Here is a 12,354-nt window from a genome sequence, read left to right as displayed (position 1 = left end):
TTAGGTTGGGTGACATGACCGACGATTCTCGGACGGCGGCCCTGCGCGAACAGGTGCGGGCGCTGATGCCGCAGGCGAAAGCCGATCTGGCCCAGTTGGTTTCGTATCGGTCCGTGGCCGATGCGCGCCAGTTTCCGCCGGAGGAATGTCACCGGGCGGCGCGGTGGGTCGCCGACGCCTTCGCCGGCCTCGGTCTCACCGACGTCGGCCTGCACGAGACGCCCGACGGGAGCGAGGCGGTCGTGGCCCGGTACCCGGCTCCCGCCGGAGCTCCCACGGTGCTGCTGTACAGCCATTACGACGTGCAGCCGCCGGTGGACGAGACGGCCTGGGAGACTCCGGTGTGGGAGCTCACCGAGCGCGACGGCCGCTGGTACGGGCGCGGCGCGGCCGACTGCAAAGGCAATATCGTCGTCCATCTGACCGCCCTGCGGGCGCTGCGGAACACGCTGGGAGACAAGGGGTATCCGGTCGGCATCACGCTGGTCTGCGAGGGTTCGGAGGAACAGGGCACCGGCGGTCTGGAACAGTTCGTTCCGCAGCACGCGGACCTGCTGCGCGCCGACGCCCTGTTGATCGGTGACTGCGGCAATTTCGCGGCGGGCCTGCCGACCTTCACCCAGACCCTGCGCGGCAACGTGAATGTGCTGGTCACGGTCGAAACCCTCTCCGGCCCATTGCATTCCGGCATGTTCGGCGGGGCGGCCCCGGATGCGGTCGCCGCGCTGATCCGGCTTCTCGCGACGCTGCGGGACGAACACGGGAACACCACGGTCGCCGGGTTGCCGGCCGATCAGGTCTGGGACGGCGCGCAATATCCGGTCGAGCAGTTCCGTGTCGATGCCGGCATCCTCGACGGCGTGCAGGTGCTGGGCAGCGGCACCATCTCGGACATGCTCTGGGCTCGGCCGGCGTTGACCGTGCTGGGCATCGACGTCCCGCCGGTGGTGGGGTCGGCGGCGGCCGTGCAGCCCAGCGCGCGGGCCCGGTTGAATCTGCGGATCCCGCCCGGAGTCGATCCGGCTCCGGCCCTGAAAGCCCTTACCGCACATCTGGAATCGCATACGCCGTGGGGTGCGCGCGTGCGGATCGAGACGGAGGGCACCGGGGCGCCGTTCCGGTCCGGAACCGGCGGCCCGGCGCGGCTGGCGATGGAGGACGCCTTCGCCGCCGCGTACGGACGCACCGCCACCATGCAGGGGCAGGGCGGTTCGATTCCGCTGTGCAACGTCTTCGCCGAGACCTACCCCGACGCCGAGATCATGCTGCTCGGCGTCGAGGAGCCGAAATGCCTGATCCACGCCCCGAACGAGAGCGTCGATCCCAGCGAGATCGAGCATGTGGCGCTGGCGGAGGCGCTGTTCTTGTCCTCGTATTCGCGGTGAGGGGTTGAATCGCTAGAAGGTCTTGGTGTCCTCCGGCTCGATGAGCGCGAATTCGGTATCGGCCGGGCGCATTTCCGACAGGCGGCCGAAGTAGATGCCCTGTGCCTCCGGCGCGATGATGCCGTAGTGGATCGGGACGGCGGTGCGCGGCGCCACGGCGCGCAGATAGTCCACCGCTTCGCTGATCTTCATCCACGGCGCGACCGCGGGTACCGCCAGCACCCCGACCGATACCGGCGGCACCCACAGCGAATCGCCCGGATGGACGAACTGCGCCGGATCGTCGGCGGTGCCGAGCTGGAAGACGGTGTTGTCGACGACCGGCAGCTCCGGATGGATCACCGCGTGCTTGCCGCCGCCGCCGGTGATCTGCAGACCGCCGATGGTGACGATATTGCCCGCGTGCACGGCCTGCCACGGCTCACCGCGCTGCTGTGCGGTCTGCGGATCGCTGAGCAGGCGCGCGCTCGGATTCGCGTCGACCAGGGCCTCGATCCGGTTCGGATCGATGTGGTCGGGGTGCTGATGAGTGATCGCGATCGCGTCGAGTCCCGTGATGCCTTCGAATCCGTGCGAGAAAGTGCCCGGATCGAACAGGATCTTGGCGCCGTTCAATTCGACGAGAACGCAGGAATGACCGAAGTGGGCTATGCGCATGTTTTCACGCTATCTCGCCCGGCCGCAGCGTGGGCCCGGAGGCGGCAGCCCTGCCCGGCGGGGCGTCCGCGAGCAGCCCCGATTAAGCTGTTGTGGTAATCCCCCCACCAGCTTGAGGAGCAACGCGTGGCACGAGTTGTGGTCGAGGTGATGCCGAAGGCCGAGATCCTGGATCCGCAGGGTCAGGCCATCGCCGGCGCGCTCGGACGCCTGGGTTTCCCGGGTGTGTCGGATGTGCGGCAGGGCAAGCGGTTCGAACTCGACATCGACGACAGCGTCAGCGATGCGGAGCTCGAGAAGATCGCCGAGGCCCTGCTCGCCAACACGGTGATCGAGGACTGGAAAGTGGTGCGGCTGCCGTGACCAGCTCTGCGCGAATCGGTGTCATCACCTTCCCCGGCACGCTCGACGACGTCGACGCGGCGCGCGCGGTCCGGCTGGCCGGCGCCGAAGCGGTGAGCCTGTGGCACGCCGACGCGGACCTCAAGGGTGTCGACGCGGTGGTGGTGCCGGGTGGATTCTCCTACGGCGACTACCTGCGCGCCGGCGCCATCGCCCGCTTCGCGCCGGTGATGGGCAAGGTCGTCGAGGCCGCGGGTAAAGGTATGCCGGTGCTGGGAATCTGCAACGGTTTCCAGGTGCTGTGCGAGGCCGGGCTGCTGCCGGGCGCGCTGACCCGCAACGAAGGTCTGCACTTCGTCTGCCGGGATCAGTGGCTGCGGGTGGAGTCCACGGCGACCGCGTGGTCCTCGCGCTACGAAGCCGGTGCGCAGATTCTGGTCCCGGTGAAGAATGCCGAGGGCCGCTACCAGGCCTCGCAGGCCGTGCTCGACGAACTCGAAGGCGAAGGCCGGGTGGTCTTCCGCTACGTGGGCGGCAACCCCAACGGTTCGCAGCGCGACATCGCCGGCATCGCCTCCCCGAACGGCCGCGTCGTCGGCCTCATGCCGCACCCCGAACACGCCACCGAGCCGCTGACCGGGCCGAGTGACGACGGGCTGGGGATCTTCCTGTCGGTCCTCGACAGCCTCGTCACCACGGCCTGAACGGCCTGTCGCTCAGGGGATCACGACCGCGGCGTTGATCGGCGCCGGGTCGTCGGCCCAGCGCCGGCCGGTGTCACGCGGTGTGATGCCGTGGTCGGTCCAGGCGGCCAGCAACTGCGCGACCTTGGTGTGCATGGTGGTGCGCAGCCGATCGAAGGAGTTCTCCGGCACGTCGTCGACCTCACCGAGCAGCAGCCACCACGCCCAGGCGACCGCACCGGCATTGGCGACGAAGTCAGGCAGCACCGGCACGCCGCGGGCGGCGAGCATGGCCTCCGCCTCCGGCGTGGTCGCGGCGTTGGCCGCCTCGACGACGACGCGGGCGCGCACATCGAAGGAGTTGTCCGGCGTGATCGCGTACGAGATGGCCGCGGGCACCAGGATGTCGACCTCGGCGGACAGCACCGCGCTGCGCGGCAGTTGCTCGACATCCGACGGCAGCCGGGAGCGGTCGATCTCGCCGAAGTCGTCGCGCAATTCCAGCAGTGCCGGGATATCCAGGCCGCCGGCCCGGTACAGAGCACCGGCGGCATCGGCCACGGTGGTCACGCGCATTCCGGCTTCGTGCAGGTAGTAGGCCGCCGCACCGCCCATCGTTCCGACGCCTTGAATCGCGACAGTCGTCTCCGCCGGCATCCGGCCCCAGGAGACGGCCGTGGCGAGGCAGGCGTGCGCGACGCCGTAACCACCGATCACATCGCCCAGCAGGAAACCGCCCTCGACCGCCGCGTTCAGTCCGTCGCGGACTCGTTCCAGGGTGGCGGCGGGGTCGGCGGCGCGGCGGATCGCGGCGTGGTAGCTCTGTCCCAGGCCCAGCTTCTCGAACACCTCGTCGATCAGATGCTGCGGAACGCCCAGGTCCTCCGCGGTCACCCAGTGCGCGTCGATCCACGGGCGCATGGCCTCACAGAATCGCTCCAGCACCAGGACGGCACGCGGATCCTTCGGGTCGAAGTCGATGCCGCCCTTCGCGCCGCCGATCGGCAGGTCGAAAGTCGCGGTCTTGGCGGCCATTCCGCGCGCCAGATCCTCCACCTCGCTCAGCGTGCACCCGGCCCGCATGCGGGTGCCGCCGGTGGCCAGGCCGCCGCGCAGGGTGTGAACGACGAGGTAGCCGACGGCGCCGGTGTCCGAATCGGTCCACTGCAGCCGCATGTACGGCTCGGGGCGGCGGATCGCGGGGGCGGCCGGGACGGTCGCGGGCACCGCCGGGACGGTCGGTGCGGTGTCCTCGGCCGGGTTGTGGATCGTCGTCACGGCGAACTACCTCCTTCGCGTTCGGATGGCCGACCACCATCCGCGCGGAACGTCGAGTCGCGCGACGATCGGCGTCCGGACCTCGTCGTCCCGGCTGGTGATTCGCTCTCACCAGCCTGAGTGCTGCCCGGTCACACGTCTATTTACGGTTCGTTCACGGCCGTGTTCAGTGTTTCTGCACAGCGTTGTCGGCCGCGCGTACGGTTTCCGCGCACCGCTTACGCTCGATGGCATGGACCTGTCGCTGCCTCGTCTACGCATGCTGCGCGAGCTGCATCGGCGCGGCACGATCACCGCGGCCGCGAGCGCGCTGCACTACACCGCGTCGGCGGTGTCGCAACAGCTGGCGCAGCTGGAGCGGGACGTGGGGCTGCGCCTGTTCGAGCGGCGCGGGCGCCGGCTGCAACTCACCGATCGCGGAGTGCTGCTCGCCGAGCACGCCGAGGAGATCCTCGCCTCGGTGGAGCGAGCGACGCAGGCGCTCGAGGAGTCCGGGGAGTCGGTGTCGGCGACTCTCACCGCCGGGGTGTGGGCCTCGGTCGCCTCGGGGCTGCTGCCGGACGCGCTCACCGCGCTCGCCCGCGCCCATCCGGGCATTCTGGTGCGGACCAGGGAACTCGCGCCGGAGGCGACGGCTGCCGCGGTCCGCGACGGCACGCTCGACCTGTCGTTCGTCCTCGACTATTCGAATTACCCGATGACCTGGGACCGCGGTCTGGAACGTGCCGTGATCGCGGTCGAGCGGCTCTACGCGGCGGTGCCGGCCGGAGCGGTGCCGACGCCGACGGTGACCCTGGCCGATCTGACGGAACATCCGTGGATCCTCGCGCCCGCTCGCTCGCATTTCGGACATGCGGTTCGGCTGGCCTTCCAGTCCGGCGGGGTCGAACCGCGCATCGACCACGAAGTGGAGGAGCAGTCCACCGCGATGGCGATGGTCGCGGCCGGTCTGGGCGTCACGCTGGTCTCGGACCTGGGACTGGCGTTGCGGCCGCCGGGTGTGGATATCGTCGGGCTCGGCGACGGCCTCACCCGGACCGTCTCGCTGGCCTACCGCACCAATACGGCACGCCGGGCGGCGCTGCTGTACGTCGTCAACGCGGTCCGCGCCGCCGCCGTCGACAAGGGTCTCGGTCCGGATCGGCCGTTGCTCGCCGCGCCGGGCCCGGAAACCATTGCGCCGCCGAATGATTCGGTCGAGGTCGCCCGCAAGGGCCTCGGACTCGACTGAGCCCGGGTGCCGCCGTGCCGGTACCGCGGCGTCAGTACAAGGTGTCCAGTATCCGAAGGTCCACGCCCTCCGCCCGGGCGATCAGGCTGGGCGGGCGGACCACGTGATTGTCGCGGTACATCCGCGCTCCCGACGGCGTCTCCAGCACCACGCCGTGCTCCAGCGCGGCTCGCATCCGGGGCACCTCGAGGGAGCCGACGGCATGGGCCATCGCCCGCAGCGTGTGCAGCGCCTCGTAGGCGGTGTTGCCGAAGTAGGTGAGTTTCGGCGCGAAGCGGCCGTGCATGTGGTGATAGCGCGCGAGCCGGTCGGGATCGGCGCTCACGTCGGGGAACAGACTGGACGCGACATAGAGATCGGTGTTGGCACCGGGGCCGGCGGCGAGCAGGAGTTGTTCGTCGACGACCGGGCTGACCCGCACTTGCGTCCCGGCCCGGCCCATCGCGGTGAACTGCTGGTTGAACCGGACCGCGTCCATCCCGACCAGCAGCATCACGATGCCGTCGACCCGGTCCAGGCGCGGGTCGGTGAGGATCGATCCGAAATCCCGGGTGCCCAGCGGCACATAGCGTTCGTAGTGGACGGCGTCGCGGTACGCGGCACGGACGTCGCGGCCGGTGGCCACCGGCCAGATGTAGTCGTTGCCGATGATCGCCCAGCGGCGGGTGCCGAATTCCCGCGACAACCACCGCATGGCCGGCAGGATGTGGCCGCTGGGCGCCTCGCCGATCATCACCACCTCGGCCGGTTCGTCCGGCAGCTCCTCGTAGACATTGGCGAACAGATACGGAACCCGCCCGCCCGTGACCCGGGCGACCGCCTGGCGTACCGCCGAGATGTGCCAGCCGGTGATGGCATCGACCATTCCGGTGGCCAGCAGCGCCGAGACCTCGTCGGCCACCTCGGCCGGGCTGCGGCCGCCGTCGATGGTCGTGACCCGTACCTGCCGGCCCAGAATTCCTGTGCCACTGTTGATTTCTTTCGCAGCCAAGGAAATCGCCGCTTCACAGGACGGCGCGACAATTCCGACGGGGCCCTGCAGCGGGACGATATTCAGGACCTCGACCACTTCGTCCGGGCTCTCGCCGAAGGAGAACATTCGGTACCCTTCTTCGTATCCGAGCGAAATGATGGGGCGGAGAAATATGTCGACCATTGTAAGTGGCGCCGCCACGCTGCACGGGGCGCTGCGCGCTGCGGAACGCGGTTGGCTCCGGCACCTCGACGCGGCACTGTGTGCCAGGCAGCTGACCGCAGACCAGTGGGCCATGTTGTCGAATCTGTCCGACCGCTCCGGTATCACCATGAGCGAGCTGGCGGTTCGCGCCCAGCTACCGCCCTCGTCGGCCACCCGCCACGCCGACGCCCTCGCCGAGCGGGGCCTGATCTTTCGCATCGCGGCCGAGGACGACCGCCGCCGCATTCTCATCGGTTTGACCCACCGCGGCAAGGATCTGGTGGATTCGGTTCGCGAGCAGGAGTCACTCGCCGAAGAGGAATTGCGTAAACGAATCGGCGCGCGAAATCACGCGGAATTGCTGCGACTGCTCGAGTTGATGGTCGAGACGCAGGCGGATTGATCCGGTTCGCGACGCCGCCGGCGACTCGGCGATATTCCGGCAATTCCGGCAGCCGTTAGGATCGCCGGTATGCCGGTCTCCACCACCGCGACGGCCTCCGGGCTGTGCGCCTTCGTCGATGCCTCGCCGTCCCCGTTTCACGTATGCCGCACGGTGGCAGCCGAATTGACGGCCCACGGATTCACCGAACTGCCCGAGGCCCGGCCGTGGGCCGAGGCGGCGGAGACGAACGGGGGAGTGGGTCGCTACTTCGTGATTCGCGGCGGATCGCTGGTGGCCTGGGCGGCGACGACCACCGATCCGGCCGGCGCGTTCCGGGTGGTCGGCGCGCATACCGACAGCCCGAACCTGCGCGTCAAACAGCATCCCGATCTGGCCGTCGCGGGCTGGCAGTTGATCGGCCTGGAACCCTACGGCGGCGCCTGGCTCAATTCCTGGCTGGATCGCGATCTCGGTATCTCGGGCCGGCTCGCCGTGCGTGAGGGCGACGAACTGGGCCAGCGGCTGGTCCGCATCGACGATCCGCTGGTTCGGGTGCCGCAACTGGCCATCCACCTGTCCGAGGATCGGCGCGGGGTGACGCTGGATCCGCAACGCCACGTCAACGGCATCTGGGGTTTGGGGGAGCGCCCGCGCTCGTTCATCGCCTACGTCGCCGAGCAGGCCGGCGTCCGCGCCGACGACGTGCTCGGGTGGGAACTGATGACCCACGACCTGGAACCGAGCCGGGTGGTCGGCCGCGACCAGGATCTGGTGAGTGCGCCGCGGCTGGACAACCAGGCCACCTGCTACGCCGGACTGCAGGCCTTCCTGGCCGCCGCCGACCGGGACGGCGGCATCACCCCGGTGCTGGCGATGTTCGATCACGAGGAGGTCGGCAGCCAATCCGACCGCGGCGCGCAGTCGGATCTGCTGCCCGCGATCCTGGAGCGCATCGTGCTCGCCCGCGGCGGTGGCCGCGCGGATTACCTTGCGGCACTGGCCGGTTCGATCTGCGCCTCCGGCGATATGGCCCATGCCACCCACCCCAACTATCCGGACCGGCACGAGCCCTCGCATCGCATCGAGGTCGGCGGTGGCCCGGTGCTGAAGGTGAATCAGAATCTGCGCTACGCTACCGATGCGGTCGGTGCCGGAGCCTTCGCCCTGGCCTGTGCGCAGGCCGGGGTGCCGCTGCAGCGATACGTGCATCGCGCGGATCTGCCGTGCGGTTCCACCATCGGCCCGATGACCGCGGCCCGCACCGGCATGCCGACCGTCGACGTGGGCGCACCGCAGCTGGCGATGCATTCGGCGCGCGAATTGATGGGCGCCGCGGACGTGGCCTCCTATGCGGCGGCGCTGGCGGCGTTCCTCACGCCGCTCGGGCGGTAGGCGATCGCCGCGATCACCAGGGCGGCGAAGGTCACCAGCACATAGCTGCTGCCGATGATCTGCTGCCACCACGCCCAGCGCAGTTCACGGTCGGCGTTGTGCGGCAGCACCCATTGCGGGCCGACCATGAACAGCACGGTGATCGCGGCGGTGACCGCGATCCACATCCGCCGCCGCGCCGGGCTTTTCGGCGCATCCGGGGTGTCCGCGGCCGGCATCCGGGCGATCAGGTCGCCCGCGACCAGGAAGGCGGGGGCGACCCACACCCAGTGGTGCGACCAGGAAACCGGCGATACCAGCAGGACCGCCGCCGAATTCACCAGTAGCGCGGACACCTGGTGACCGGCGTCGAGCAGCCGCTTCATCCACAGGGCGGCCAGTCCGATCGCGATGAGCGACAGCCCGATCCAGATACCCGTCGCGGCGCCATCGGAGACGCCCAGGCGGAAGGCGAAGCCCTTGAGCGACTGATTGCCCGCGTACTGCGGCGGTCCGATGCGATCGGTGTCGATCAGCGTGTGGAACCAGTATTCGGTGGAATCGTGCGGGAACAGCAGGTAGGCCATCGCGATCGCGCCGATCGCCGAGCCGATGAGCGTGAGGCACGCGCGCCAATCCCGGCGCAGCAGGAAGTAGAGCAGATAGCCGGCCGGAATCAGCTTCACCGACACCGTGATTCCGATCAGCATGCCGCGCGGCCAGAACGGCTTGCGGACCAGTGCGTCGAGGGCGACGGCCGCCATCAGGAGGAGGTTGATCTGGCCGAAGTTGTAGGTCTGGCGCACCGGCTCGGACAGGCCGAGCACTGCCAGCGCCCCGATCAGCAGGATCACCCGGGTGGAGCGGTCCATCCGCGGCCGCACCCGGACCAGCACGAGCCACAGCGTCACCGCGAGGCTCGCCATCGAGGTGAGCAGCACCAGCCATTCGGCGGCGGCGAGCGGCATCAGCGCGAGCGGCGCGAAGAACAGCGCGGCCAGCGGCGGATAGGTGAACGGCAGCCCGATGCCGCCGACCTTGGGCATCGGCCCGTACAGGTCGCCGCCGTCGAGCCACGTGTGCGCGCCGTTGCGGTAGACCTGGAGATCGATATAGCCGGTCCAGATGTGGGCGGCCCAGGAGACGATCGCCGAGACGACGAACAAGGCGATCGCGATCAGGAGCAGCCGTCGCTGCCGAGTAGTCAGCCCCCCTGTGGACCGCGCGGACGACGTGGTCGCGGGCAGTTCGGCCGGATCCGCGACCCTGGATCGATCGTTCACCGGCTCAGCGTACCGGTGAACAGGTGCTGCCTGGTCGGGGCGGGTTTGGCACCCACTAGACTGTGCTGGACTCCCATCCGCGTGCATTCCGTCTCTCACTCCAGCGTCGGAGCTCGTAGCTGCACGTTTGCCCGGCCGAAAGGACCTAGGTAGCCCACCGTGACTGTCCACGTCGACACCGTCAGCGCCGCCGCAGCCACCCCGGATACCCCGCAGCCGTACAAGGAGCTGGGTCTCAAGGACGACGAATACGCGCGCATCCGCGACATTCTGGGCCGCCGCCCCACCGATGCCGAGCTGGCGATGTACTCGGTGATGTGGAGCGAACACTGCTCCTACAAATCCTCGAAGGTGCACCTGCGCTACTTCGGCCAGACCACCACCGACGAGATGCGCGCCTCCATGCTGGCCGGCATCGGCGAGAACGCGGGCGTGGTGGACATCGGTGACGGCTGGGCGGTCACCTTCAAGGTGGAAAGCCACAACCACCCCTCCTACGTCGAGCCGTACCAGGGTGCGGCCACCGGTGTCGGCGGCATCGTGCGCGACATCATGGCGATGGGCGCGCGGCCGATCGCGGTGATGGACCAGTTGCGCTTCGGCGCCGCCGACCATCCCGACACCCGGCGCGTGGTCGACGGTGTGGTGCGCGGTGTCGGCGGCTACGGCAACTCCCTCGGCCTGCCCAACGTCGGCGGCGAGACCGTCTTCGACGCCTCCTATCAGGGCAATCCGCTGGTGAACGCGCTGTGCGCGGGCGTGATGCGGGTGGAGGATCTGCACCTGGCCTTCGCCTCCGGCACCGGCAACAAGATCGTGCTGTTCGGCGCGCGGACCGGTCTGGACGGTATCGGCGGTGTGTCGGTGCTGGCCTCGGACACCTTCTCCGGTGACGAATCCGCTTCGGGCCGTAAGAAACTGCCGAGCGTACAGGTGGGCGATCCGTTCGCCGAGAAGGTGCTCATCGAGTGCTGTCTCGAGCTGTACCACGCCGGGCTGGTGGTCGGTATCCAGGACCTCGGCGGTGCCGGATTGTCCTGCGCGACGTCGGAATTGGCGGCGGCCGGCGACGGCGGTATGCGCATCGACCTGGACAAGGTGCCGCTGCGCGCCGCGAATATGACCCCCGCGGAAGTGCTTTCGAGCGAATCGCAGGAGCGCATGTGCGCGGTGGTGACGCCGGACAACGTCGAGGCGTTCATGGCCGTCTGCCACAAGTGGGATGTGCTGGCCACTGTGATCGGCGAGGTCACCGACGGCGACCGCCTGGTGGTGAAGTGGCACGGCGAGACCGTGGTGGACGTGCCGCCGCGCACCGTCGCGCACGAAGGCCCGGTCTACGAGCGGCCCGTACAGCGTCCCGAGGAGCAGGACGCCCTGGTCGCCGACACGACCGCCGGGCTGGCCCGGCCGAAGTCCGGTGACGAGCTGCGGGCCACGCTGCTGAAGATGATCTCCAGCCCGCAGCTGTGCAGCCGCAAGTGGATCGTCGAGCAGTACGACCGCTACGTGCGCGGCAACACGGTGCTGGCCGAGCATGCCGACGCGGGTGTGATCCGCATCGACGAGGAGTCCGGCCGCGGCATCGCGCTGGCCACCGACGCCTCGGGCCGCTACACCAAACTCGACCCCTACACCGGCGCGCAGCTGGCGCTGGCCGAGGCCTACCGCAACGTCGCCACCACCGGCGCGACGCCCAAGGCCGTCACCAACTGCCTCAACTTCGGTTCCCCCGAGGATCCGGGTGTGATGTGGCAGTTCCAGCAGGCCGTGCGTGGACTCGCGGACGGCTGTGTGGCCCTGGGCATTCCGGTCACGGGCGGCAACGTCAGCTTCTACAACCAGACCGGCCAGACCGCCATCCTGCCGACCCCGGTGGTCGGCGTGCTCGGTGTCATCGACGATGTGCATCGGCGCATCCCGACCGGATTCGGCACCGAGCCGGGCGAGACGCTCATCCTGCTCGGCGAGACCCGCGACGAATTCGACGGATCGATCTGGTCGCAGGTCGAGCACGATCACCTGGGTGGTGTGCCGCCGCGGGTGGACTTCGCCCGCGAACAGCTGCTGGCCGAGGTGCTGACCGCCGGTTCGCGCGACGGAATGATCAGCGCCGCACACGATCTCAGCGAGGGCGGACTGGCGCAGGCCGTGGTCGAAGGGGCGCTGGCCGGTGAGACCGGTGTGCGCATCCTGCTTCCCGAGGGCGCCGACCCGTTCGTCACGCTGTTCTCGGAATCGGCCGGACGCGTTCTGGTCGCGGTGCCGCGGTCGGAGGAGACGCGTTTCACCAAGATGTGCACCGCGCGCGAACTGCCGTGGGTGCGCATCGGCGTGGTGGATCAGGGCTCGGACTCGGTCGAGGTGCAGGGCCAGTTCTCGATCACGATGGACGAACTGCGCACCGCTCACGAGGGCACGCTGCCCGCGCTGTTCGGCACCGCCGCGGAGTGAGCCGAGGCGGACCGCGACGCCGGCAGCGCCGCGGTCCGCTCACGAGGAATCCGCACTGCCGGATGTCCAGCGGCAGAGGGACGATGCCGCGCGTGGAACTACTCGAGT

At 69.3% G+C, this 12,354-nt stretch carries 11 protein-coding genes; 7 read left to right on the top strand and 4 right to left on the bottom strand.

Going from position 1 to position 12,354, the window contains the following annotated elements:
* The first annotated feature begins 14 nt into the window (after positions 1–14).
* Entirely contained in the window at positions 15–1,385 is a 1,371-nt protein-coding gene (locus tag NA3_RS02800) for a dipeptidase (protein WP_062961980.1), read from the top strand.
* Positions 1,386–1,397: 12 nt separating this feature from the next.
* Here NA3_RS02800 and NA3_RS02795 read toward each other — a convergent pair whose 3' ends face one another.
* Positions 1,398–2,042: an MBL fold metallo-hydrolase gene (locus tag NA3_RS02795; protein ID WP_062961979.1), complete on the bottom strand. Its 645-nt coding sequence runs from the start codon at positions 2,040–2,042 to the stop codon at positions 1,398–1,400.
* 126 nt (positions 2,043–2,168) lie between these two features.
* Between NA3_RS02795 and purS the strand changes: the two genes are divergently transcribed.
* Both purS and purQ read left to right on the top strand, forming a co-directional pair.
* Positions 2,169–2,405 (top strand): phosphoribosylformylglycinamidine synthase subunit PurS, encoded by a 237-nt coding sequence (purS, locus tag NA3_RS02790; RefSeq protein ID WP_030517414.1) that lies wholly within the window; start codon positions 2,169–2,171, stop codon positions 2,403–2,405.
* On the top strand, positions 2,402–3,088 hold the full coding sequence (purQ, locus tag NA3_RS02785; protein WP_062961978.1) for a phosphoribosylformylglycinamidine synthase subunit PurQ: 687 nt from the start codon (positions 2,402–2,404) through the stop codon (positions 3,086–3,088). The genes purS and purQ overlap by 4 nt, the downstream gene beginning before the upstream one ends.
* Positions 3,089–3,100: 12 nt before the next feature.
* Here the strand turns inward: purQ and NA3_RS02780 are convergent, their stop codons facing one another.
* A complete protein-coding gene (locus NA3_RS02780; RefSeq protein WP_372464254.1) occupies positions 3,101–4,345 on the bottom strand; it encodes a Glu/Leu/Phe/Val dehydrogenase dimerization domain-containing protein in 1,245 nt (414 codons plus the stop codon).
* A gap of 232 nt (positions 4,346–4,577) precedes the next feature.
* Here NA3_RS02780 and NA3_RS02775 point away from each other — a divergent pair, with 232 nt between their 5' ends.
* Positions 4,578–5,576 carry a LysR family transcriptional regulator gene (locus NA3_RS02775; RefSeq protein ID WP_062961977.1) on the top strand — a complete coding sequence of 333 codons (999 nt, stop codon included), beginning with the start codon at positions 4,578–4,580 and terminating at the stop codon, positions 5,574–5,576.
* A gap of 31 nt (positions 5,577–5,607) precedes the next feature.
* Here NA3_RS02775 and NA3_RS02770 read toward each other — a convergent pair whose 3' ends face one another.
* On the bottom strand, positions 5,608–6,675 hold the full coding sequence (locus NA3_RS02770) for a substrate-binding domain-containing protein (protein WP_062961976.1): 1,068 nt from the start codon (positions 6,673–6,675) through the stop codon (positions 5,608–5,610).
* Positions 6,676–6,721: 46 nt separating this feature from the next.
* Between NA3_RS02770 and NA3_RS02765 the strand changes: the two genes are divergently transcribed.
* A complete protein-coding gene (locus NA3_RS02765; protein WP_062961975.1) occupies positions 6,722–7,156 on the top strand; it encodes a MarR family winged helix-turn-helix transcriptional regulator in 435 nt (144 codons plus the stop codon).
* A gap of 69 nt (positions 7,157–7,225) precedes the next feature.
* Positions 7,226–8,530: a M18 family aminopeptidase gene (locus tag NA3_RS02760; RefSeq protein WP_062961974.1), complete on the top strand. Its 1,305-nt coding sequence runs from the start codon at positions 7,226–7,228 to the stop codon at positions 8,528–8,530.
* On the opposite strand, the gene NA3_RS02755 is transcribed toward NA3_RS02760, so the two are convergent.
* Positions 8,485–9,792 carry a glycosyltransferase 87 family protein gene (locus NA3_RS02755; protein ID WP_227995393.1) on the bottom strand — a complete coding sequence of 436 codons (1,308 nt, stop codon included), beginning with the start codon at positions 9,790–9,792 and terminating at the stop codon, positions 8,485–8,487. The genes NA3_RS02760 and NA3_RS02755 overlap by 46 nt on opposite strands.
* Before the next feature lie 159 nt (positions 9,793–9,951).
* Between NA3_RS02755 and purL the strand changes: the two genes are divergently transcribed.
* Entirely contained in the window at positions 9,952–12,246 is a 2,295-nt protein-coding gene (gene purL, locus NA3_RS02750) for a phosphoribosylformylglycinamidine synthase subunit PurL (protein WP_062961973.1), read from the top strand.
* Positions 12,247–12,354 lie beyond the last annotated feature (108 nt).

The sequence above is a fragment of the Nocardia africana NBRC 100379 genome (assembly GCF_001612635.1).
GTDB lineage: Bacteria > Actinomycetota > Actinomycetes > Mycobacteriales > Mycobacteriaceae > Nocardia > Nocardia africana.
This window is presented reverse-complemented; position numbering and strand designations above follow the sequence as displayed.